This window comes from Gracilimonas tropica DSM 19535, from assembly GCF_000375425.1.
Classification (GTDB): domain Bacteria; phylum Bacteroidota; class Rhodothermia; order Balneolales; family Balneolaceae; genus Gracilimonas; species Gracilimonas tropica.
Genome location: NZ_AQXG01000005.1, coordinates 156,823 through 179,663 on the forward strand (window position 1 = coordinate 156,823; position 22,841 = coordinate 179,663).

20 protein-coding genes are annotated in these 22,841 nt (G+C 43.0%); 9 read left to right on the plus strand and 11 right to left on the minus strand.

Features of this window, described 5'->3' with window-relative positions:
* Positions 1-9: 9 nt before the first annotated feature.
* Complete coding sequence (locus B151_RS0110305; protein WP_020403551.1) at positions 10-483, plus strand: GyrI-like domain-containing protein; 474 nt, start codon at positions 10-12, stop codon at positions 481-483.
* A gap of 522 nt (positions 484-1,005) precedes the next feature.
* Here the strand turns inward: B151_RS0110305 and B151_RS0110315 are convergent.
* The 3 genes from B151_RS0110315 to B151_RS0110325 are packed head-to-tail and all read right to left on the minus strand — an operon-like array spanning position 1,006 to position 2,345.
* Positions 1,006-1,407, minus strand: coding sequence for a universal stress protein (locus B151_RS0110315; protein WP_020403553.1), 402 nt, complete (start codon positions 1,405-1,407; stop codon positions 1,006-1,008).
* Positions 1,408-1,442: 35 nt separating this feature from the next.
* Positions 1,443-1,886, minus strand: coding sequence for a hypothetical protein (locus B151_RS0110320; protein ID WP_020403554.1), 444 nt, complete (start codon positions 1,884-1,886; stop codon positions 1,443-1,445).
* Positions 1,887-1,901: 15 nt separating this feature from the next.
* On the minus strand, positions 1,902-2,345 hold the full coding sequence (locus B151_RS0110325; protein ID WP_020403555.1) for an energy transducer TonB: 444 nt from the start codon (positions 2,343-2,345) through the stop codon (positions 1,902-1,904).
* Positions 2,346-2,448: 103 nt separating this feature from the next.
* Here B151_RS0110325 and B151_RS0110330 point away from each other — a divergent pair, with 103 nt between their 5' ends.
* From B151_RS0110330 to B151_RS0110340, 3 genes are all read left to right on the plus strand, one after another.
* Entirely contained in the window at positions 2,449-3,864 is a 1,416-nt protein-coding gene (locus B151_RS0110330; RefSeq protein WP_020403556.1) for a CCA tRNA nucleotidyltransferase, read from the plus strand.
* A complete protein-coding gene (gene ispE, locus B151_RS0110335; protein ID WP_020403557.1) occupies positions 3,857-4,729 on the plus strand; it encodes a 4-(cytidine 5'-diphospho)-2-C-methyl-D-erythritol kinase in 873 nt (290 codons plus the stop codon). Before B151_RS0110330 ends, ispE begins: the two co-directional genes overlap by 8 nt.
* Positions 4,730-4,883: 154 nt before the next feature.
* Complete coding sequence (locus tag B151_RS0110340; RefSeq protein ID WP_020403558.1) at positions 4,884-7,361, plus strand: glycogen/starch/alpha-glucan phosphorylase; 2,478 nt, start codon at positions 4,884-4,886, stop codon at positions 7,359-7,361.
* 2 nt (positions 7,362-7,363) lie between these two features.
* Here the strand turns inward: B151_RS0110340 and B151_RS0110345 are convergent, their stop codons facing one another.
* Complete coding sequence (locus B151_RS0110345) at positions 7,364-8,461, minus strand: hypothetical protein (protein WP_020403559.1); 1,098 nt, start codon at positions 8,459-8,461, stop codon at positions 7,364-7,366.
* Positions 8,462-8,659: 198 nt separating this feature from the next.
* Here B151_RS0110345 and B151_RS18475 point away from each other — a divergent pair, with 198 nt between their 5' ends.
* Positions 8,660-9,700, plus strand: coding sequence for a mechanosensitive ion channel family protein (locus B151_RS18475; protein ID WP_020403560.1), 1,041 nt, complete (start codon positions 8,660-8,662; stop codon positions 9,698-9,700).
* A 43-nt stretch (positions 9,701-9,743) separates the two neighbouring features.
* Here B151_RS18475 and B151_RS0110355 read toward each other — a convergent pair whose 3' ends face one another.
* The 7 genes from B151_RS0110355 to nadA form a co-directional block, all read right to left on the minus strand.
* Positions 9,744-10,565 (minus strand): energy transducer TonB family protein, encoded by an 822-nt coding sequence (locus B151_RS0110355; RefSeq protein ID WP_020403561.1) that lies wholly within the window; start codon positions 10,563-10,565, stop codon positions 9,744-9,746.
* A 4-nt stretch (positions 10,566-10,569) separates the two neighbouring features.
* Positions 10,570-10,983 carry an ExbD/TolR family protein gene (locus B151_RS0110360; protein ID WP_020403562.1) on the minus strand — a complete coding sequence of 138 codons (414 nt, stop codon included), beginning with the start codon at positions 10,981-10,983 and terminating at the stop codon, positions 10,570-10,572.
* 2 nt (positions 10,984-10,985) lie between these two features.
* Positions 10,986-11,693: a MotA/TolQ/ExbB proton channel family protein gene (locus tag B151_RS0110365; RefSeq protein ID WP_020403563.1), complete on the minus strand. Its 708-nt coding sequence runs from the start codon at positions 11,691-11,693 to the stop codon at positions 10,986-10,988.
* A gap of 15 nt (positions 11,694-11,708) precedes the next feature.
* A complete protein-coding gene (locus B151_RS0110370) occupies positions 11,709-13,403 on the minus strand; it encodes an SPOR domain-containing protein (protein WP_020403564.1) in 1,695 nt (564 codons plus the stop codon).
* 3 nt (positions 13,404-13,406) lie between these two features.
* A complete protein-coding gene (locus B151_RS0110375; RefSeq protein ID WP_020403565.1) occupies positions 13,407-13,604 on the minus strand; it encodes an HU family DNA-binding protein in 198 nt (65 codons plus the stop codon).
* A 7-nt stretch (positions 13,605-13,611) separates the two neighbouring features.
* On the minus strand, positions 13,612-15,336 hold the full coding sequence (locus B151_RS0110380) for a porin family protein (RefSeq protein ID WP_026166612.1): 1,725 nt from the start codon (positions 15,334-15,336) through the stop codon (positions 13,612-13,614).
* Positions 15,337-15,597: 261 nt separating this feature from the next.
* Entirely contained in the window at positions 15,598-16,707 is a 1,110-nt protein-coding gene (gene nadA / locus B151_RS0110385; RefSeq protein ID WP_020403567.1) for a quinolinate synthase NadA, read from the minus strand.
* A 429-nt stretch (positions 16,708-17,136) separates the two neighbouring features.
* On the opposite strand from nadA, the gene B151_RS0110390 reads away from it, so the two are divergent.
* The 4 genes from B151_RS0110390 to B151_RS18480 all read left to right on the plus strand — a co-directional run bounded on the left by B151_RS0110390 (position 17,137) and on the right by B151_RS18480 (position 22,837).
* Positions 17,137-20,133 (plus strand): sensor histidine kinase, encoded by a 2,997-nt coding sequence (locus B151_RS0110390; RefSeq protein WP_169332208.1) that lies wholly within the window; start codon positions 17,137-17,139, stop codon positions 20,131-20,133.
* A complete protein-coding gene (locus B151_RS0110395) occupies positions 20,117-20,761 on the plus strand; it encodes a response regulator (protein ID WP_020403569.1) in 645 nt (214 codons plus the stop codon). Before B151_RS0110390 ends, B151_RS0110395 begins: the two co-directional genes overlap by 17 nt.
* 181 nt (positions 20,762-20,942) lie before the next feature.
* Positions 20,943-22,295 carry a PKD domain-containing protein gene (locus B151_RS0110400; RefSeq protein WP_040516873.1) on the plus strand — a complete coding sequence of 451 codons (1,353 nt, stop codon included), beginning with the start codon at positions 20,943-20,945 and terminating at the stop codon, positions 22,293-22,295.
* A 182-nt stretch (positions 22,296-22,477) separates the two neighbouring features.
* Positions 22,478-22,837: a response regulator gene (locus tag B151_RS18480; protein WP_083909899.1), complete on the plus strand. Its 360-nt coding sequence runs from the start codon at positions 22,478-22,480 to the stop codon at positions 22,835-22,837.
* Positions 22,838-22,841 lie beyond the last annotated feature (4 nt).

Here is a 22,841-nt window from a genome sequence, read left to right on the forward strand (position 1 = left end):
CCTTAAGGCATGGAACCTATCATAACCACCATTCAACCCAAAATACTGATCGGTAAAAAATGCCGGATGTCAATGGCGAATCAGCAGACTCAAAAACTGTGGAAAGAATTTGGTTCCGAGAGAAAGGACATTCGGCGGGTAGTAGGGACCGATCTTTATTCGGTAGAAGTGTATCCTGAAGGCTATTTTCGAAAGTTTGATCCCACCAAACCATTTGAAAAATGGGCCGCTGTGGAAGTTTCTGAAGTGAAATTAGTTCCGGAAGGCATGAGTCAACTTATCTTACCCGAAGGTCTTTATGCCATGTTTTACTTTCAGGGAGCCGCTGAAGGTGCTTCAAAGTTCTATCAATATATTTACAGTGAGTGGCTTCCGGGATCTGCGTTTAGTCTGGATGTTCGTCCCCATTTTGCAGTTATGGAAGAACAATATGATCCAATGGATCACGATTCAGAAGAAACGATCTGGATACCGGTTAAGTGAGTAAAAGGAGTGTTCAAGATTTAAAATTCAAGAATTGAACAACAATTGTTATACTTATGACTCAAACAGTGTGTGAAATAAGAAAACCCGAAAAGGTTAACAGCCAAAACGAATAAATCAGGAATACCCTACAATTAAAGTCCTGTTACACGTTTTTATTGAAATTGGACTGTTTTTAATAATTTTTCCAAAAAGAGCCATAAAAAAGGCTCGGTTAAAGAGACAGTGGAAATCCGAGCTGCGAAGATTTTCGTAGTAAGAAATAAAGAAGTAAATGAAATCTACATTGAATATTAAAGAGACAAAAAAAAGAAAGTGTAGTTATTGTGGTGCAGTAGAAGGCAAACCAAGGCCCCTGGGGCGATTTATGGTGGAGTTGAAGCCCATTGGAGATAAATTGGCTTGCCAAAGTTGTATAGTGCATCATAATGACGAATACCCAAACCGGGAGCTTAAGAAAAGCTGGTTTGAAAAGGTATCCAGGTTTTTTGAAAAGCGAAAATAACCGGTTTTATCTGTTCATTATTTGATCAGCGTGATTCCGCCGGAGATGTTCTCGATGATATAATTGCTAATCCCTCCTGGTCCGTCATCGTTGATGTCCCATTTGAAATCGGCACCGCCAATGAACAGGTGGTCAGCATCAAGTTTCTTGCATTGATTGATGATGACCTCGCCGGGATCTCCAACCTCTACTAAAGTGGTTAATGCTCCCTCCTTTCCTGCAATGTCTTCAAAAGTGAATTTTGCCATTTCAGAGATAGCCTGCGCCTCAGTTATCGCATCATCATTAATAGCAACTACAAGGATATAGATCTCCGGTTCAAAGCGCAGGTTTTGAAATAATTCAGCAGCATATTTCACGGCCTCACTGGCATATTTTGTGCCGTTGGTGGCAATGATCCATTTTTTCGGTGTTCCCATAATCGAGTATTTAGTTGATTGAAATTTCCTGGTAATTATATTCGTCGGTCATGTACTGCGATGGCCAATAACACGGCAACCTTTTTGTTTTCGTGCTCGGCAGGAAAAAAGGTAAAACGTTCAAACACAGAAAGTAACTGTTCCTTACAAACAGGGTTTACGTTTCCAATAGGGTATAAGCCGGATATGTTGCCTTCTTTGTCAACAACATGCTGTAGAATAATTCTGGAATCACCGTCACTGCAAACGTCTTGCCGGTAAACTTTCTGTACCTCAGATAGCAAAGCACGGGTGCCCTTTAGCGGGTAGGCAATGTACTCCGGAGTGGTATATACAGGTTCTTCATATCCATAGAAAGAGGCTTTATCCCAAGTCTCGCCATAATCCTTTCCGGGAGGAAGAACCGGCAAAGCCTTTTTTGTAGGCGCACAGGAAACAAGAACTGAAGCGATACATACAGATAAAAAATACAATTTCATCTTTTGAAAATTATTTCAAATTCTAGCCCGGGTAAAAGTGATGGCCATCATCATATTAACAGGTTCGTCATGGTGCTCCGCAGGAAAAAACTCAAATGATCTGAAGGTATCCCTAAGCCCATCTAAACATTTGTTCTCGATGGTTGTAATGGGATGAATATTCAATACCTCCCCGGTTTCACTTATCACATACCGCACGGTAGCACTTTCCGGATTGTTATCACAAACATCACTTCTGTAGGTTTTGTGAATGGCCAGCCGGAAGTTCCGCGAACCCTTTAAAGCGTAAGCAATATATTCGGGTGTAGTGTAAACAGGTTCTTCATATCCATGATCAGAAGCCTCCTCCCAGGTTTGCCCCCGCTCAACACCCGGCGGTAAAGGGGGAGCCGCTCTTCGTGTAGGTTCGCAAGCGGTAAACATCAAAGAAACAATAAGCAGAAAAAAAAGTTTATGCATTTTGTGCATAGTTAAAGAGCCTGATTAAATATGAAATAAAATATCTTGGTTAACATCTGAAAGCAACGAATAACATTCCTATCTTTGCGGTGCTTTGGAACACATGAAAAATATACCTCAACTTCATCAAACCGTATTTTCAACAATAAGTGATGCGGCTGACTCGCTGGGCGTACCTGCCTATGTAGTGGGCGGCTATGTGCGCGATTACTACCTGGGCCGGCTACAAGAAGGAGAGATGGATATCGACTTTGTTACAGTTGGTTCCGGAATCGACCTGGCTAAGGAAGTAGCTAAAAGAATGAAAGGATCTTCCCTGGCAGTTTACCGGCAGTTTGGAACAGCTCAGGTTAAGGCAAAAGGACTTGAATTGGAATTTGTTGGTGCTCGTAAAGAAAGCTACCGCAAGAATTCGCGTAAGCCGATCGTTGAGGATGGCACGCTTGAAGATGATCAGCTGCGCCGCGACCTTACCATCAATGCACTGTCATGGTCGTTGAATAAAGATGATTTCGGAACGTTGATCGATCCGTTTAACGGTATGGAGGATCTTAAAAATGAAAATATCAAAACGCCCATCGATCCGCACCAAACGTTCAGTGATGATCCCCTCAGGATGATGCGCGCTATCCGCTTTGCTTCTCAACTCAATTTTAGGATCGAAGAACACACTTTTGGCGCAATCTCTGAGATGGCGGAGCGGATCAATATCATTTCCAAAGAACGCATTATTGACGAATTGAATAAGATCATTCTCAGTGATCATCCCACCCTTGGGTTTACCATGCTGTTCAAAACAGGTTTGCTGAAAGAGTTTTTTCCCGAGATGCATGACTTGCATGGAGTAAAAGAGAAGAAAGGAGTCCGCCATAAAGATAATTTCTGGCACACGCTGAAAGTTTTAGATAACGTGATTGAGCTGGATGCGGATCTTTGGCTTCGCTGGTCTGCCATTATGCACGATATCGCAAAACCGGCTACGCAACGGTTCTATGATGGTATTGGGTGGACATTCCACGGTCATGACGCACTTGGTGCAAAGTGGACCAAGCGGATATTCCGTCGCCTGGGGCTTCCTCTGGACGAACGCATGCGCTATGTGCAAAAGCTGGTGAGGTTGCATTTACGCCCTATAGCTTTGGTATCAGATGAAGTTTCGGATTCTGCTATCCGCCGGCTTATTTTTGAGGCCGGTGATGATATCGATGACCTGATGAAGCTTTGCCGGGCAGACATCACCACCAAAAATGAGTATAAGCAAGAGCGCTATCAAAAGAATTTTGATTATGTAGAGCGGCGCATCAAAGAAGTGGAAGAAAAGGACCGCATCCGGAACTGGAAAAACCCACTTTCCGGCGAAGAGATCATGAAGGCACTCAACATTGAACCGAGCAGAACAGTAGGTGATGTGAAAGACGCCGTAAAAGAAGCCATTCTCAATGGCGATATTCCGAACGATCATGATGCGGCCTTCAATTTTATGATGGAACACAAAGACGATTTTTTAAACAATGACTGAACTTTGGATCTCGAATTCCTACGCAAAAATTAATCTTGGGCTGAACGTGCTCGAGAAACTGGAAAATGGATATCATACCATTGAAACCGGTTTTGTTTTTATTGAATGGAGCGACCGTTTTGAGGTGAAACCGGGCCGTATGCATTTGGAGATGAGCGATCCGAAAATTCCGGTGGATGAATCAAACCTGATCGTGAAAGCTATTCGATTGCTGCAGCAAGAAGCCGGTTTGAAAGATGAGTACAACATCAAAGTAGAAAAAAATATCCCTGCCGGAGCCGGTTTAGGAGGAGGAAGCAGTAATGCCGCCACTACACTCCGCATGATGAACAAGGTCGCCAATCTCGGTTTATCTCAGGAAGATCTTTTGAGACTTGGGAAACAACTGGGTGCAGACGTCCCCTTTTTTATTAAAGGGGTGCCGGGATTTGCGACAGGTTTGGGAGATGAGATCGAGCCTCTCGACCTTCAACCCGATGCATGGATGGTAACGGTTTATCCAAATATGGAAAGTAGTACAGCCGAGGCCTATCAGTTTTGTGAGCCGAATCCTGAACCGGATTTTTCCCTCAAAAATGTGTTGCTGGATGAAGCCCCCGAGGAATGGCGATATCTGTTAATGAATGACCTGGAAAAGGCTGTTTTTCCACGACATCATTTGGTTGGAAACCTGAAGGATCAATTCTATGAATTTGGGGCTGAGTATGCCAGTATGAGTGGAAGCGGTTCCAGCGTTTTTGGGATTTTTGAACAGGATTTTGTTGCAATTAATGCGTATGAGTCGTTTCATAAGCTCGGATTTCCGGCTAACCTGACCAGGCCAAAATTCAAGCCGGATCAAGGAATTTATTTAAAAGAAGGGTGATAGGTGATATCGTGAATTATAAGATTTCAAGATCAACTTCAGGTTTCCGTTTGTACGGAGTTGATTGATTACAGTACCGGATTTTGTAAATCCTGACGAACTACATCACTAAGTCACCCTCCACCATATCACAATATTATTAGAAATTTGATTTATGAGTAAGAAGAAAGCAACGAATGTGAACACCCGATCTGGTATGGATAAAGATTCACTTCGGGAAGACATTAAATTGCACCTGCGCCACACGCTCGCTAAAGATGAGTATTCAACTACCGATTGGGACAAATACAAAAGCGTGACGCTAACCATCATGGATCGTTTGAACGATCATATGCTTAAAACCCAACAGCATTATTATAAGACCAATGCAAAGCGGGTGTACTATTTGTCCATGGAGTATCTGATCGGCCGGCTTTTGGATAATATGCTGGTGAACCTGAATGTGCGTGACCTGGTGGCTGAAGCATTGGGTGACCTTGATCTCTCCTACGAAGACATCCGCGATCAGGAATGGGATGCCGGGCTTGGAAACGGTGGTTTAGGCCGCCTTGCTGCATGTTTTTTGGATTCTATGGCAACGTTAGGTATTCCAGCAATAGGCCACGGAATTCGTTACGATTATGGAATTTTCTATCAAAAAATTCAGAATGGTTACCAGGTAGAACGACCCGATCTGTGGTTGAAATATGGAAACCCCTGGGATCTGGTGCGCCCTAAAGTTCAGTACCCCGTAGAATTTTATGGAAATCAGGCTGTGGTAAATGGAAGTAATGGCGATACCCGCTACACCTGGGAAAATACACACCGAGTAAAAGCGGTGGCCTACGATACGCCTATTCCGGGCTATGACAATGGCATTGTGAATTACCTGCGATTGTGGAAAGCGGAATCTTCGTCAGCTATTGATCTTAAAAGCTTTAATCAGGGTCAATACATAGATGCCGTTCGCGATAACCAGCTTGAGCAGAATATTTCGCGTGTTCTATATCCGAACGATAAGGTTTTTGTAGGGCAGGAATTGCGATTGAAACAAGAATATTTCCTGGTATCGGCGTCCATGCAGGATATTATCCGGCGCTTTAAAAAGCAGACCGACGACTTCACTATGTTCCCCGAAAAAGTATCCATTCAGTGCAACGATACGCACCCAAATCTGGCAATTCCGGAATTGATGCGCCACTTGCTGGATGAAGAACATATGGATTGGGATAAAGCCTGGGACATCACGGTGAATTCAATGGCGTACACCAATCATACCTTACTGCCGGAGGCATTGGAAAAATGGCCGGTTTCTTTGGTTCGAAACCTGCTTCCGCGCCACCTGAACATCATCTACGAAATTAACCGCCGCTTTTTGGATAAGGTGAAAGTGGAATTAGGTGACGATAAAAACCGCCTGAATCGCATGAGTATTGTGGGTGAAGGCGAACATCCCGTAGTGCACATGGCGCATTTGGGAATTGTGGGAGCCAAAAAAGTTAATGGCGTAGCAGCCATGCATTCCCGATTGCTGAAAGAGTCTATGTTTAAGGATTTTGCGGAACTGTATCCTGATAAATTCACCAACAAGACCAACGGAATTACTCCGCGAAGATGGCTGAAGCAGTGTAATCCTGCGCTTTCGGATCTCATTTCTGATAAGATCGGGGACGATTGGATCACGGATCTGGATGAGTTGAAGAAGATCAACAAATACGCAGAAGACAAAAAATTCCGCAAGCAGTTTACTGAGATCAAGCTGGAGAACAAAAAGCATTTGGCGGAATACATCAAAGAGAACAATGACCTGGATGTAGATCCGAACTCCATGTTCGATATTCAGATCAAACGGATTCACGAGTACAAACGTCAGCTAATGGCGGCACTGCATGTGATCACGCTGTACAATCGGCTTAAAGAAAACCCTGATCTGGACATCACCCCAAGGACTGTGATATTTGCAGGAAAGGCCGCTCCGGGCTATACCATGGCCAAGCTGCACATCAAACTGATCAACAGTATTGCCGACGTGGTGAATAACGATCCGCAGGTAAGCGACAAGCTGAAGTGCGTTTTCCTTCAAAATTACAGTGTGACGCTGGCCGAGAAATTGATTCCCGCTGCGAACCTCTCTGAGCAGATTTCAACCGCGGGAATGGAAGCATCCGGAACCGGAAATATGAAGTTTGCTTTGAACGGCGCACTCACTATCGGAACGCTGGATGGGGCCAATGTTGAGATCAAAGAAGAAGTAGGAGATGAAAACATTTTCATTTTTGGGCTGGAAGAAGAAGAAGTCGATCAGTTGCGCAGAGAAGGTTACAATCCCTGGGATTACTACAATGCCAACAAGGAACTGAAGAAAGCGGTGGATCAGATCCGCGATGGCTTCTTTAGTGATGGCAATAAAGAGTTATTCCAGCCGATCATCAACGCACTGCTACATGAAGGCGATTACTTTATGGTGCTGGCGGATTACGAAGCGTATGTGAACAAACAGGACGAAGTTTCCGAGGCCTTCAAAGATCAGGATGAATGGAACCGTAAGGCGATCTTGAATACCGCCAACATCGGAAAATTCTCCAGCGACCGAACCATTAATGACTACAATGATGAGATCTGGCAAGCGCCAAAGGTGAGTTTGAAAGATTAATTCTATTCGTAAATAGAATTATCAACTGAAATTATCTGATATTGAGAGGCTAACCACTCGTTGGCCTCTTTTTTATTGTCTATTTTTTCAGGACTGACTTGCTGAATAAAATTAAAAGCAAGTTCACTCTTTTTCTTTAGATGAGCATTCAAGTAGTCCATCAATAATGGAGAACTGGGATTTAAAATATATTGGCTATTATTTGAATCTGAATAGTGTTTCACCAAAATTTTTAATAGTTCATCATAATTCCAGACCGATACTCCGCTTATGATATTTTTGATGTCATGACGATAAAGATTCCATTTAACATCTTCCCGAATTTTTAATGTTTCCCGAAGAATGTACGTGGAATACGTTTTAAGAGAATGGTCATTATAATTGAATTGATCGAAAATAAGAGCTAAGTCATCATCGGTTGGTTTGTTACGCATCATGATTAGAAGCGCCCAATATCGGTTTACACGGTTTCCATCTGATTGGAGGGTTTTTCGAGCCTGAGGTAAAGCCTCATTCATGTCAAGACTATTGACGTGGGTCAAGAGTCCATCAGTAAACTCTTTTTCTTCAGCGGAAGCAAACTGATTGTAAATCAATTTCATTTTCATGGAAAGTTTGTTGCCATCCGTTCTGAGAAACTGCAGAAAAAAACTTAGCGCTATTTTGTTAGAAAAATTGTTCAGGTCTTTTCCGTCAATATTCCAGTCTGTATTTGTTTCCAGAGAGTCAGAGGGAAATTCCTTTTCGGTGATTCCATAATTTTTTTTAGACTCAATAATTGTTATAAAGCTATAGTTGGGATTTACATACTGCGGGGAAACATATTCAAATCCAAGATCCCTTTTCATAACGGAACTACAGGCATGTAAAGCTTTATTACCAGTTATCGTTTCTATTTGTTTTGCCCGCATTGAATCCACAATTTGTTCAGCGGTGAACTTTTTTAATCCAATGAATTCAAAATAGTTATCCGGAGATACTTCAACGAGATTCTCATTATTTATGACATCCGATTCACTTACAGAAACAGCTTTTGGTTGAAGTAATGCGCAGCCTGAAAGACAAAATAAAAGAATAGAAATCAAGCATATATTTTTCATTGTCCCCGATAAATAATTGTTCATAAGAGATATAATGAAAATAAAATAAAAACACAATCCAGGTTAGTTTCCGTTATGGTTATTCACGCCCTGAGTTGGAACAAATTTTGAGTGAACGCCTAAACAGAATCCTCTTTTACTTTTTGATGATTAACCAAGCAACGTTATTTTCTCAGCGTTCAACCTTAATAACGTATCATGCAATTACCAACGGCGCAAACCGCAAAGATTGATTCACTCGCTCCCGACAGCGGGATTATTCAGACGGATACCGTAAACATTCCGAATCCGTCGGATTATTCTATCTCAGAAGCGTTTATTTATATTTGGGATCTCTTACAGGTTCAGTTATTTACCATTCAGAATACACCGGTTACATTTCTTAAGCTGATCATTTTCCTGTTGCTGCTGATAGGATTCTCCCTTTTGTCCTCTTTCGTAAAACGGATGTTAAATAATCGCATTCTGCCCAAATTTGTTAGAGACAGTGGGCTACGGTATACCCTATCAAGAATGTCACAATACCTGGTTGTAGTCATTGGTGTCTTTATTTCCTTTCAGTTCCTGGGTATCAACATGACCGGTTTAGCGGTGATCTTTGGTTTTCTCTCCGTTGGTATTGGTTTTGGCCTTCAAAACATTACCTCCAATTTTATTTCCGGGTTGATCGTGCTTTTTGAGCGTCCAATTAGCGTGGGTGATCGGGTTTCCGTGAATAATGTGGAAGGCGATATTCAGGAGATCAATATCAGGTCTACCAAGGTGAGGACTTTGGATAATATTTCCATCATTGTACCGAATTCCGAGTTTGTGTCAAAAGACGTAATCAACTTTTCGCATGGCGATCCCACCTATCGTTTAAGCGTGAATGTCGGCGTTTCCTACTCTTCAGATCTCGACAAGGTACTGAAAGCATTGAACGAAGTAGCAGAAGAAAGTGATGACGTGATGGATAATCCCAAACATGATGTACAACTTCGCAATTTTGGGGACTCTGCCTGGGATATGAAATTGTTTGTATGGATCCCGGATGTGAAGAAAAGATACGATGTATTGAATAAACTAAACCAATCCATCGTTCGTAAGTTTGCTGAGTATGACATTGAGATTCCATTCCCGCAACGGGATCTTCACGTACGCTCCGGCTTCAACGGTGATAAGGATGAAGGTGAAGAAGTGAAACATGGCTCAGAGGATTCAAAAACTTCTGCTGAGAAGAAGGAGAATGCTGATGAATAGGAGATTTGTTCCACCGGCCTAACGACCGGGGCAATTCATCTATTTAATCAAACACAAAGCGGAAGGTGATGGTACCCCATTGTGCTTCTTGGGGAACGCCGCTTGGAAGTCTTGAAAAGCGCCATGTGCGAAGGGTCGTCATAACTTCGCGTTCCAGCTCCGGGTTCATTTTCTTTAGAGGAATTACACGTCCCACGGTTCCATCCGGTCGGACTTCAAAGCGAACCGTAATAACCGCTTCGGTATTTGCTGAGTTTTCAGGGAGCGGTTGAACCATGGGCGAGCGGTCTATATCACCCTCCCACTTCAGTTCATAAGGTGATTTCTTTTCTTCATTATTGCCAATGCCCTGATCTGAATTCATGTCGCCGCGAGCCCCGTCCACATCGCCGCTTTCATCGGCTCCTTCGGTAACGGTCTCATTTTCTTGAGCCACCGGGGGAATTTCAACTTCTTCTTCCTGGGGTTCGGGTTCTTGCTGAGAGGGATCAATTTTGTCGGTTTCAGGAGTACTTACGGGATCTTCCTTAACATCTTCGGTTTGATCAGCAAGGTCAACAGGTTTGGTTTCTTCCTGAATTTCTTGCTGTGGAGTGGTTTCCGGTTCAGGAGCCTCTTCTACCGGTTCTTCGGGCTCAGTCTCGGATGGGTTTGGCCGCTGGGTGACTTCTTCATTCTTAACTTCCGAGAACTCCGCAAGCTGGCCGGTTTGAAATTCACCAAACTCCACTTCAATGTATGAAGGACGTGCAGTTTGGTTCATATCGAGCGTATAAAGCAAAGAAAAGATCAAAATAGCCACATTTATCCCTATAGATATATACAGTGCTTTTCGATCGGTATCAGTGAAGGTATATTTTGCCATGTGGCTAAGAGCCCTGCTCGGTGGCCATGATTATTTTGAGATTCAATGCTTTGCTGACATTCATCACGCGGACGGCATCATCTACTTTGGCGTCTTTGTCAGCCCTTAATACAACGGTACCGTCCGGTTTATTATTTCGGGCATTTCGGATCGCAGAAGCGAGGGAGCCTCGTGCGGTCAATTCACCATCTACATAAAACTCACCTTCTTTAGTTACCGCAACAGAGATGAATTGAGATTCAGTGGCAGCACTACTTTCAGCTTTGGGTACTTCAACCCTGATTCCAAAATCAGTAACAAAAGAAGAAGTTAACAAGAAGAAGATGAGTAAAAGCAATACGATATCTGTCAGTGAAGACTGAGAAAACAAGGACAGAGGCGGGAGGCTTTTATCTCCTTTTCTAAAATCGCGTGCCATAATTAATTTTGATCTTTTTTAGCAGGAGATTGAAGCAGGTCAAGGAAATCAGCAGAGGCGTTTTCCAGCTCAAAAATGGATCGATTGATCTTGCCTAACAGAAAGTTATAAAAACCGTAAGCGATCAGTCCCACGATCAGGCCTGCGGCAGTAGTGATCAAGGCTTCCCAGATACCACCGGCAAGAGCACTTGGGTTAACGTTCCCCTGCAGCGACTGTATATCCATGAAGGCTTCGATCATACCGGTTACCGTTCCGGTGAATCCTAAAAGAGGAGCGACACCGGCAATCGTTGCCAGCCAATTCATGCGTTTTTCAAGAAAAAAGATCTCCTTCTTCCCGGCATTATCAATGGCGTCCTCAATATCCCGGATGGGGCGGCCTAATCGTTTGATACCGGCCTTGATAATACGTGATATCGGTTTGTCAAATTCATCACAATAACTCATGGCATTGGAAGCCCCTCCCTTACCTGACTTGAGCATGTTCTCAATGGTTGGAAGAAATTTATCCGGATCAACATGCGACCTGTTTACGGCAAGCCACCTTTCTGCGATCACATAACAGGCGATTCCAAATAAAAGGAAGATCGGTATCATCAGGATCCCCCCTTCAACTAAAAGGTCAAAAAAGGTAGTGGCTTCCTCCTGCATGGTCATAAGGGAGTCTTGAGCCACGGTGTCTTGCAAAAGAATGAGCAATGCTTGCATGTAGATGATAGTTCTTTATTGAATTTTGGTTATGAAATAATTTTCGGAATAAGGGGATTCCAGGTTCTCAGCTGCAAGTGCCGCTGACCTCAACGATTCAAACTGCCCTAAACTTACGCGCCAAAGCTGTCCATATTGTTGAGAGGCTACACTTGCCAATAACGATCGGTAACCTGCCTGAGCTAATTCCTGCTGTTTAGCGCGCGCGCTGCTTTCGCTACTTAACGAAAAAACAACAATGGTGTATCCGTTGTTAGCGGTATTAACAGGCTGTCCCATAAGTCCATATGTCGGCTGACCGGAAGGACTCTGTTGTGGTTGTGTAACTTCAGGCTCGGAAGGTTGTTCCGCCACGGAAGATTCGGGTTCCTGAGCAGGTGCCTGCTGCTGTTCCTGTGCCGGAGTTGGATTCTCTTGTGGTTGAGACTGTTTAGGTTGTGAAGCAGCAGGCGTTGAAGCTACCTGAGATTGCGGGGTAACGCCGGGAATATCTATAATTCCAAAATACCCCAATCCATAAGAACCCCCCGCCAACACGATAATGATCAGCAATATCCAAAGCATGACCGGAGGGCTTTGAGCCGGTGTTAAATCTTTTGTTTTGGGAGGTGTTGACTTAGAGCTTTCTTTGGATTTTTTATCCTCTTTTACTTCTTTCTTAGCTCCTTCCGAACTGATATTCTTGATCACCGGAACGACTTCGTCTTTTGGCTTTTCTTTATTCTTGGTTTTATTGGGGATGACTTCTTCCTCCTCATCCTCTTCACCTGCTAACGATTCAAAAGGATCCGGATCGTCTTTAGCCTCATGATCTTCGTTGTCTGATTGAGGATCATTTTGCAGAACTTCAGCCACGTTTTCCTCTTCCTCGAGATCTTCGTCATCATCATCCCCAAAAATGGAGCTTAAATCATCGTCAACAGGTTCCGGATCAACGTCATCGGATAGCTGTTTACTAAGTGCCGAAGCGAGGTCATCGCTGTCTTCACTTTCCTCCTCGGTTTCTTCAAATAAGGAATCGAAAGGGTTTTCTTCTTCTTCTTCGGTATCGTTCTCATTCATCGGTTCCTGTTCACCCAACAAGCCTGAGAACGTGCGCTCGGCCGTATCATCTTTATAAGTGTCAATTCCCCATTTATCAGGACCGGGTTTTGGAAGGGTGTCATCTTCAGGGTCCTCTGCCGAGAGCTCTTGTTCATCTTCTGCTTCTTCCCTGAAATCCATGCCTGCTATTTCAAAAGGATCTTCAAATTCATCGCTTTCAATGGTATCCTCGTCAGGGGCGTCTTCGTTGGTAGCATCAGCAGTATCAAGCTCAAAAGCCGGAGTCAGCTCATCGTCCTGCTCCTCTTCATCAGGATTACCCAGCAAGCCACTGAATGGGTCTTCCTCAGCTACAGGCTCTGATATTTCTTCTTCTTGCTCATCAGGTTCTTCCGGTTCCCCGGCTGAAGCTTCATCCATCTCGATCGGCTCCATTCCGGCGTACTTATAGTTGATCTCGGTAGCCAGGTCGTCATTGGGAATAAAAATAATGTTATTCCCAAATCCGCTGAACACTCCGAAGCCGTCAACTTCATACGCATCACCTTCAGAAATGGCCTCTTTGATCTCATCAATAAGTTTAGAAAGCCGTTCTTCAACAGAATCGGGTTCCTGTCCTAAAGCGTCGGCAAGTAATTCTACTAATTTTGAATGATCGATATGCATTGCTTACCCCTTATTTTCCGGCGTGAATTCAATGGTATCTTTGGGAGGCATCATCACATTGGTGCCGTCCGCTCGTTTTTCCTGTTTTTGATTATGGTGAACCGGTTTAAAGGCTCCCATTCCTTTCAGTTCAACAGAATTTTTCATGATGATCTGATCCCGAATCACGATTCCCAAAGTTTCAATAAAGTCGTCCGACATAGTAATTCTACAGTTTTATGGTTAACCCGCCAAAGATCTGTAAGGGGCGTTCCTGATACCCGTCCCAGATCTCGTATTCCTGGCTAAGAATATTCAACAATTTAGCATAAACACCAAAGGTCTCATTGATCTCATATTCGGCTCCGGCATTCAGCAGTAAGAAAGCGTTAAGCTCTGTTCCGGTTTCCGGAGATTGCCGCTTGCCAATATATTCCGTCCAGCCATTAATTTTTAACTGTTTTACCGGTTTAAAAGAAACAGCTCCTTTGACACCCATTTTTTCCTCATAAGGGATAGTTTGGCCGGAACTTAAATTTGGAGCACGGAAATATACCCGCCCATCGGCCCAAAATTTTTCCGGAATGAGCTGATAATTGGCTCCGGCATAAAATTCAAAGATGTTGGCGTTGGCGTAGTTGATGTCATAGAAATCGGCAAAAGTTATAGGCGCGGTGTTAATTCTGCGCTGATAAACGGCATGATTCTTAATATGGACATAACTGGTACCGACAAAAATTCTATTTCCTTCCAATAGTTTATAATTGACAGTTCCCTCGGCTTTCATTTTGTAAGAATGCTGTAGCTGGAATCTGTTTTGGAGAAAGCGGTTATATTGCTGATGGTCTTGAACGCTTTTCATCTCCGGTTTTCCGAAAGCAATGCCTGTTAATGAAAGCTTATCAGTAAAATTATGAACAACCTCAATCTCAGGGGTAAAATAAACGTCATCAGAAAAAGCATCTGAGGCATATGCGATCCCTGCTTTACCTCGCACAGTAGTCGTGAAATTAAACAGACGCTTATACTGAAAAGCAGCATTCGCTAAAACCCAATTTTCATCGTTTGCCTGACTGGGATTATAGCTTCCGGCATCAATATTCGCAGAGGCTTCAAATGTTTCATACATGCGTTTTCCTGTCCAATAATTTGAATAGGATGCAAACAGCTTATTTTCTGAAATATCACCATTTCCCAAGCCCGAATTCCCATCATTAAAAGTGGAGGAAAAGAAACTTCCGCCCGCGGCTAAATTCCACCCGGTGAAATTATTCTTTTTATTCTGAAGGGCAACCTGTCCGTTAATGCCCACATAATCTTTGCTTGCGGTTTCTCCGATAAAATTTTGCTGGATGCTATCGTCGAGATCAAATACATAATTATGATCACTCAAAGCTCCTACATCCAGAATTAGCTTCAGATCTTCTGTTCGCTGGTTGATGTACTTTCCACTTATATCCATGTATCGAAATCCACTTTCCTGATTATCCAAATGCCCATCCGAGGCGCTAAGATTCAGGTTTGAAGAAAGCAGGCTTGTTTCATTCAGCCTGTAAAAACCATAAGCCTCCAGTTCCGGTGAAAGAAAGCTGCCAAAACCACCGCGGGCATAGAGATTAGTGCGATCAGGTGTTTGCAGTATGGATCTTTGGGGTGGCGCGGGACGGTCGAGCTCGGTAACGGAAACATCGGCAACGGCTTCATCACGGTTCTCAATGAAGGGCATGCGATTGGCATCAATTTGATATACGCGGGGCTCGGGATTAAAGCCAAGAATGGATTGGCGCCTTAAACCCGGAAAGCGCGCACGGAATTCACTTCGTATCTCAATATCCTGTGGATTGATTTCCGGCAATAGCGAACCATCCCCTCCGCCCTGTGTGGCCTGGGCAGAAGAAATAGCCGGTAAGAATAATAAAACTAAAAGGGATAAAAGCGGTGTAGATCTCATCATTGAACTGCGTTTCTTGAATGTACTAATTTTTGAAGGAAGGTTTAAGGATTAGCTAACGAAAAGATGTACCGGGAATTACAGGGTGTTGTTCCTTCGCTGGCTGCCGAATTGGAAGGCGGATGAGGCAGTTGCTGCGGATAGTCACGGATTAATTATGATTGGGAGCTACAGACACTTAGTTGAAGTTTATCTGTGAAAATCTGCCCCATCCGTGTCATCCGTGTTCTATTCCAAATACCAATCGAACGAGGATTTATAACACTAAGAGCGTTCCAGCATTCGATTTAGGGCAAGTACGGCGTATTCCGCTACTTCATTTGGAACCGTGATTTGATTGACCACTTCGCCCTGCTCCAGCTTTTCAAGCGACCACAACAGATGCGGCAGGTCAATGCGGTTCATCGTCAAACACGGACACATAAATGGATTCAAGGAAACAATCTCCTTATCGGGATTTTCCTGTGCGAGTCGGTTTACAAGATTCATTTCAGTACCGATGGCCCACTTGCTGCCCGGCTCTGCATTTTCAATCGTGTTTATGATGAAACTGGTAGAACCGTTCAGGTCTGAATTTTGCACCACCTCAAACGTACATTCGGGGTGAACCAGGATTTTCATGTCCGGCTCTTGCTTGCGCAGGTTTTCGATGTGCTTCACATTGAACTTTTCGTGAACCGAGCAGTGTCCTTTCCAGAGGATCACTTTCACGTCTTTGAAATCACCTTCGTACTCAAACTTGCCTTCCAGCGGAGCCCAAACAGCCATGTGTTCTAATGGAATTCCGAGATCGTAAGCGGTATTTCTTCCCAAATGCTGGTCGGGCAAAAACAGGATTCGTTCTTTTTGAGTGAACGCCCATTCCAGCATTTTTTTAGCATTGGAAGATGTAACGGTAGCGCCGCCATGTTTTCCTACAAACCCTTTGATGGCGGCCGTCGAATTCACGTAGGTAAGAGGCAAAATGGTATCGCCCCAAATTTCCTGCATTGTTTCCCATCCTGCCTCCGTTTGGTCGATATCGGCCATGTCTGCCATGGAGCAGCCGGCTCGCATGTCGGGGAGAATTACTTTTTGATCTGGCCCGGTAAGCATATCAGCGGTTTCGGCCATGAAGTGGACTCCGCAGAATGGGATGAATTCAGCGTCCGGTTTGGTAGTACAGATCTGGGCAAGCTTCAGGGAATCTCCACGGGCATCAGCAAACTGGATGACTTCATCTTTTTGGTAATGATGTCCCGGTATAAAAAGCCGCTTCCCAAATTTTGCTTTAATCTCCCGGACACGGCCTTCCATTTCTTCAACAGAAAGCTCGGAATAGCGTTTAGGGAGAGAAACTTCGGACTCAATGTCTAATATGTCTAATACTTCCATAAGTGTATGATTTGCTGAGGAGTCAAGCTAACACCAAAAGATGAAGGTCGGTTCCTAAAGCTGATTTTAACCAGATTATTAAGCAACCATAAAGGTAAGAAAAAATTCAGTGAATATATGTTTGAGTAAACTGCTTGTATAGTGTTAAAGTATACCGGCCAACTTCACTACTGAGGAAAAAGCTTTTGATTAAAGCGTGTAAGGTATAACCAATAAAAAAAGGTCAGGAAAGCTAAATCATTGGTGTACTGTCGATAACGCCCATAAAGTATATATAACGGGCCCGAAGGTTCTTGTAGAAAAGAAAAAGCTTTGTATTTTAGCACGTTCTATTTTGTTAGTGTAAAATACATGGTTGGCTCAAATAAAGGAAAAGTAAGCTTCTCAGTGCTTTCTGTAGTTATTCTATGGATAAGTTTTTGTTCAATCTTGAGCCATGCTCAGGGCGTCAAATTATCTGCAAATAAATCAACAGAAAATTTTGAGAAAAACTTTCAGGACTACGTTGTTACCCATTTCGGTCTGGAAGATGGCCTGCCTCAGAGTTCAATAAATGACATTATTCAAACAAGAGACGGTTATATCTGGTTTGCAACATTTGGGGGGTTAGTACGATTTGACGGTCATTCCTTTACCACCTTCAATCGGTCTAATACACCGGGGTTGGAATCAGAACGGTTGCTTAAAATATTTGGAGATCGAGAAGGCGGAATATGGTTGGTTCCGGAAGATACCCAAACCAGCATAATGCATTTTAAAAATGGAGTATGTACAAAATACAATTTTGGAAATGAGATAACCGTAAACTTTGGAATATATGAGGACGACCGGGGAAACATTTGGGTAACGGCCCTTGAATCGGTTTTTAGATTTACGGGCAATGGATTTGAAAAAGCTGAAATTAGTCAAGATCCCGATTTGGTGGAAAAGGCTTTGCAAGATTCAAAAGGGGTTTGGATCGGTGATGAAAATTACATCCTAAAAACAACCGGACAGAAAGTAGTAGAAGTATATGATTCCATTCCGGGAAATCAATCAAGAATTGTTCAGGTTATAGAACATCCGTTAAAACCAGATAAACTGTTGGTTGGAACTAGTCAAAATGGAATTTTTGAACTATCGAAAGAAAAGAACAAAGTATCTCCTGTCAAGTATTCACTGCCTTATGACTATTTTCTCTCGTTCAGGACGGACCAAAAGCATAACATTTATGTAATGACCGCTGAGGGGGTAATTTATTGGGATGAGGAGAAGTTTAAAATATTTGATCCAATTGCCCCCCAAAAAGATGTAAAGCGGAAGATCGTCTATCAAGACAATGAGGGAAACTATTGGCTGGGAACGGAGGGAGATGGCTTATATAAATTTAAAAAGTCTATTATTTCCATGATAGATGAAAAAGATGGTCTGGATAACGGGAAGATGCTGTCTTTTACCAAACTTAGTGATGGAACCATACTGTTTTCGACAAATTGTGGGGGGATCTTTGAGTGGAAAAATGGAAGGGCTTCAAAGTCAACACTACATTCATATTACGAAAGTGCATGTAATTGGTCCGTATTTCAGGATTCTGACGATAGAATATGGGTTGGAGGAGCGGTTCCTTTTGTAACGGAGGCACTTGATAAGCCCGGTAAGGAATTGGGGGCTGAGCAAGGATACAACGGCTTCGGGGTTTTTGCGATCACCGAGGATTCCGAGGGCAATAGATGGGTTGCCTCATCTAATGGGCTTTATGTTTTTAATAATGAGGATGTGGTTACTGAGGTGTACACCGTCTCTGACGGGTTGTACTATGATCACGCCAGCTCATTATATGAAGATAAAGACGGAGTAATGTGGGTGGGGACAAAGGGTGGCTTAAATACCATAAAGAATGGAAAAGTTACGAAGATCAGATTGTTAAAATACGGAGAGCAGGATGTTTCCGAGCCTTGGGTTAGAGCCATACATAGGGATAAAGATGAGCGGGGAGGTATGTGGTTTGGTACCTATGGCAATGGTTTGTTTTATTGGAAAGATGGAGTGCTCACCAATATCACAACCCGAGAAGGGTTATTTGATGATATTGTATCTCATATTGTGGAAGATGAAAATGGATATTTTTGGATGGGCAGCAATCGAGGAATATCCCGTGTACATAAATCTGAATTGTTAGATTTTATTGAAGGAAAGATTGAAGAGGTACATGCCTATTCTTATGGTAAATTAGATGGGATGAATTCAGCAGAAACAAATGGTGGGTTTCAACCAAGCACCGTTATGGATTCATTAGGGAATATTTATTTTCCCACGGTAGATGGCGTAGCCGTTGTCTCAACCACAGGGGTGACTAAAAATGAAATTCCACCTCCGGTCTATATCGAACAACTTAGAACCAGTGAAGGAATCCGCCCATTTTCACCATCGATTACCCTTCCTTACGACAATGCTTTTTTAGAAATTAACTATACGGCTATTAGTTTTAGAAGACCCGGGGAGGTACAGTTCAAATATAGGCTGAAAGGCCTTGGAGATTCCTGGATCGATGTAAAGAACCAAAGAGTGGCTCTTTACTCTAACATACCCCCGGGGGAATATACTTTTCAGGTGATAGCGAGCAATCATGATGGAGTTTGGAATTATGAAGGAGCTTCTTTGTCCGTCACGGTGATTCCTCCATTTTGGCAAACCTGGTGGTTCTACATCATTTTTGGGGCTTTATTCATATCCATGGGATCGGGAATATATTATTACAAAGTAAATCAACTTAGAAAAGAAAATGAGCGAAAGAAAAGGTTTTCGGAACAACTGATAGAGTCTCAGGAAACAGAGCGGAGAAGGATTGCCAAGGAGTTGCATGATGGTTTGGGGCAACAGATTCTGGTTATAAAAAACCGGGCCGAGCTTGCTCAAAATCACATTCATAAACCGGAGGAGGTTGCAAACCAGTTAAAAGAGATCATGCTAAGTGCAATGAGTTCCATTGGAGACGTTCGAAATATTTCGCATGGGTTACTACCGGTACATCTGGAAAAATTTGGACTCAAAGAAGCTATTATGAATTTGTGTGATCAGCTTCAAAGGACTTCCGCCATAGAATGGAGCTACCATGTTGATGAAATTGACGGCCTGATTCCAAAAGACAAAGAGATCAACTTTTACAGGATCATTCAGGAAGCTGTAAACAATATTTTAAAACACGCGAATGCAACTGAGGCATCGGTGTTAATCAAACGAACGAGTACCGGAGTTAATGCGCTTATTTTGGACGATGGAAAGGGGTTTAAGTCTAAACAAAAAAATTCCTTAAAAGGACTCGGTTTGTTGGGAATGGAAGAAAGAATGGAAAGTTTAGCCGGAAAGCTGGAAATAGAATCTGAACCTGGAAATGGAACCGTAATACGAATATTTATCCCTTCTGAGCAGTATGAAAAAACAGTATGATATTTTAATAGCTGATGATCATTCATTAATAAGAAACGGCCTGCGGCAAATGCTTGATTCCGAGTCTGCATATCGTATCACTGAGGTGAATAATGGTAAGAACGCATTGCAGCTGATTCGGGAGAAAAAGTTTGATATGGCCATCCTGGATATTGAAATGCCGGAGATGACCGGGTTTGAAGTGGCCCAGAAGGTTCATAATGAATCTATACTGATCGATATTATATTTCTGACCATGTTCAAGGATGAGACGTTGTTTAATAAAGCGATGGATATTGGAGTGAAGGGGTATGTTTTGAAAGAGAACACGGTTTCTGAAATTCAAAAATGTGTTCAAACAGTATTGTCTGGATCTTACTATTTAAGTCCGGCTATTTCTGAATTTTTGATCCGACGTAATACCAGGCTCACTTCTGCGGCTTCAGATAAAAAGGGAATCCATCTCCTGACGCCCTCAGAAAAAAATATCCTAAAGCTTGTTGCTGACATGAAGACCAGTCAGCAGATTGCCGAAGAACTGAGCATCAGTGTAAAAACGGTGCAAAATCATCGGCATAATATTTGTAACAAACTGGATCTCAGCGGAACCCATGCCCTTCTTAAGTTTGCCGTTGAGAATGCCTCATAGCCCGTTCTGAATTTTAATTTCGTTACGTGTAGGCAGTAATACCCATACGATTGAGTAGCCCTTCCTATTTATTTATCAGGACAAAATATGGAGTTTGAGTCTGTTGGGGCATAAAGCCCTCTCTTCTATTTGATCTACGTTGACTAGAAGGCTTGACTAACTTCAAATTGGGTATAATACAATGAAATCAATTCAATTCCCTCTGATAAGAGTGTGTTTGGTGGTACTGGTATCCGGACTGATATTAAGTGCCTGTAAAAATAATTCTGTTTCAAATACAGAAGAAGAAATAGAAATGGCTGTGGCCTCGATGGACATGCCGGCTTTATCAAACCAAAGTACAGAAAACTTATTTATAAGCGATGGGTCCGTAAAAACCTGGGATCCTTTATATCCGGATCAATCGGATAATGCTTACTACGATTGGCCAGCCAATATTTGTGTGGAAACTCCCCGTTTCGGCTTGGATGCCGGTTGGGTAAACGAAAAAAATGCTTCCGTCATATCTCAGGTGGCTACTTTTGAAAAGTTTCCCGGATATGGATTTGAAGCTGAGTGGGTCAATGCTTGGCCAAGTCTGTCATCCAGTGGATCTGGTGGGCCAAGTTTCGGGGGATGGAATAATGTTTCGTGGACCAAATATTCAACTACTATTAATGGAGACGCCGGAGACTATGTTGTACAGTTTGTTGCGGACAACTGCTCTTGGATATATTTAGATGGCAATCAAATTGGATTTCAGGATGCCAATTTCACTAATAGTGGAAATAACGGGAAATATCCACTTACCCTGGATGGAACCGACCAAGAGCTTTCTTTCATTATTTTTGATGGAGGCGGGGAAGCAGGTGGTAAGTTCCGATTAGAGACCTTGAGTTCATATACTGATAACGGCGGCTCCGAAGACGACTTCGGAATTCCTTCTAATTCAGCTCCTGTAGCTGATGCCGGAACAGATCAGACGCTGGAAGCGACCGGTCCCACTACCTTTGTGACGTTGACTGGTTCCGGAACTGACGCTGATGGGGACAATCTGACCTATAGCTGGTCTGATGGATCTTTAGGATCTTCAACAACTGTAAGCTTGGGGGTCGGGGTACATTCTTTTACGCTAACTGTCGCCGATACAGACGGTGCAACCGATACCGATGAAGTGATCGTAGAAATCACCGATAATACAGCTCCTCTGCTTTCTTACAGCCAGGAAACCCACAATATTTGGCCTCCCAACCACAAGATGGTGCTGGTTGTTACAGGAATCTCTGCAACAGACCTTGTGATCGGTTCAACGGAAGTAGACATAACCGTAAGCAGCAGCGAATCTTCTAACGGAAAAGGGGACGGTAATACTTCCACTGATTACCGAATTGAGCCGATGCCAGATGGGACCTATGATGTATATGTACGAGCAGAACGAAGTGGAAAAGGTAATGGAAGAACTTACACCATAGTTATGGCATCAACGGATGGGAATAACAGCACTTCACAAAGTTTGCAAGTAGAGGTTTTGAAGAGTCAGGGCAGAGCCAGGTAATCTTTTGATCCTGGTTACAGTGATACCTAAAGAGAAGCCTGATCGCGGGCTTCTCTTTAATCCATAAAGAAAGTTTTTTCTCTGCCCGGTGGTTATCTGTTAGCATCAAATTTTGTTTTCATAACCCATATTTCCACTGTCGGGGTACAACCTTTCTCTTATATCTATCTAAAAAATTATCAATGAAAATAATGATTGTAGAAGATCATGCAGATATGCGGCGCATGCTGAATAATATAGTAACAAGTGCTTTTAATGAACCGATGGAGATCATCGAATGCAGGGATGGGGGTGAATCTGTAAGAGCTTATGCGGCTCATCATCCCGACTGTGTGTTGATGGATCTACAGCTAAAAAATATGAATGGGTTTCGGGCGATCGAAAAGATCTATGAACATGATGCAGAAGCCAAGGTGATCATTGTAACCAGTTTTGACACTCCGCTGTTCAGGGAGCGGGCCAAGGCATTACACACCAAAGGCTTCGTCTGCAAAGACCGGCTTTCCGATTTACAACAACTACTACACAACATCTCAATTTAATGGC

Excerpts from the sequence above, each read along its gene's own strand:
- B151_RS0110305 (WP_020403551.1), top strand. The coding sequence starts at position 10 with ATGGAACCTATCATAACCACCATTCAACCCAAAATACTGATCGGTAAA.
- B151_RS0110315 (WP_020403553.1), bottom strand. The coding sequence starts at position 1,407 with ATGGGAACACCGAAAAAATGGATCATTGCCACCAACGGCACAAAATAT.
- B151_RS0110320 (WP_020403554.1), bottom strand. The coding sequence starts at position 1,886 with ATGAAATTGTATTTTTTATCTGTATGTATCGCTTCAGTTCTTGTTTCC.
- B151_RS0110325 (WP_020403555.1), bottom strand. The coding sequence starts at position 2,345 with ATGCATAAACTTTTTTTTCTGCTTATTGTTTCTTTGATGTTTACCGCT.
- B151_RS0110330 (WP_020403556.1), top strand. The coding sequence starts at position 2,449 with ATGAAAAATATACCTCAACTTCATCAAACCGTATTTTCAACAATAAGT.
- ispE (WP_020403557.1), top strand. The coding sequence starts at position 3,857 with ATGACTGAACTTTGGATCTCGAATTCCTACGCAAAAATTAATCTTGGG.
- B151_RS0110340 (WP_020403558.1), top strand. The coding sequence starts at position 4,884 with ATGAGTAAGAAGAAAGCAACGAATGTGAACACCCGATCTGGTATGGAT.
- B151_RS0110345 (WP_020403559.1), bottom strand. The coding sequence starts at position 8,461 with ATGAAAAATATATGCTTGATTTCTATTCTTTTATTTTGTCTTTCAGGC.
- B151_RS18475 (WP_020403560.1), top strand. The coding sequence starts at position 8,660 with ATGCAATTACCAACGGCGCAAACCGCAAAGATTGATTCACTCGCTCCC.
- B151_RS0110355 (WP_020403561.1), bottom strand. The coding sequence starts at position 10,565 with ATGGCAAAATATACCTTCACTGATACCGATCGAAAAGCACTGTATATA.
- B151_RS0110360 (WP_020403562.1), bottom strand. The coding sequence starts at position 10,983 with ATGGCACGCGATTTTAGAAAAGGAGATAAAAGCCTCCCGCCTCTGTCC.
- B151_RS0110365 (WP_020403563.1), bottom strand. The coding sequence starts at position 11,693 with ATGCAAGCATTGCTCATTCTTTTGCAAGACACCGTGGCTCAAGACTCC.
- B151_RS0110370 (WP_020403564.1), bottom strand. The coding sequence starts at position 13,403 with ATGCATATCGATCATTCAAAATTAGTAGAATTACTTGCCGACGCTTTA.
- B151_RS0110375 (WP_020403565.1), bottom strand. The coding sequence starts at position 13,604 with ATGTCGGACGACTTTATTGAAACTTTGGGAATCGTGATTCGGGATCAG.
- B151_RS0110380 (WP_026166612.1), bottom strand. The coding sequence starts at position 15,336 with ATGATGAGATCTACACCGCTTTTATCCCTTTTAGTTTTATTATTCTTA.
- nadA (WP_020403567.1), bottom strand. The coding sequence starts at position 16,707 with ATGGAAGTATTAGACATATTAGACATTGAGTCCGAAGTTTCTCTCCCT.
- B151_RS0110395 (WP_020403569.1), top strand. The coding sequence starts at position 20,117 with ATGAAAAAACAGTATGATATTTTAATAGCTGATGATCATTCATTAATA.
- B151_RS0110400 (WP_040516873.1), top strand. The coding sequence starts at position 20,943 with ATGAAATCAATTCAATTCCCTCTGATAAGAGTGTGTTTGGTGGTACTG.
- B151_RS18480 (WP_083909899.1), top strand. The coding sequence starts at position 22,478 with ATGAAAATAATGATTGTAGAAGATCATGCAGATATGCGGCGCATGCTG.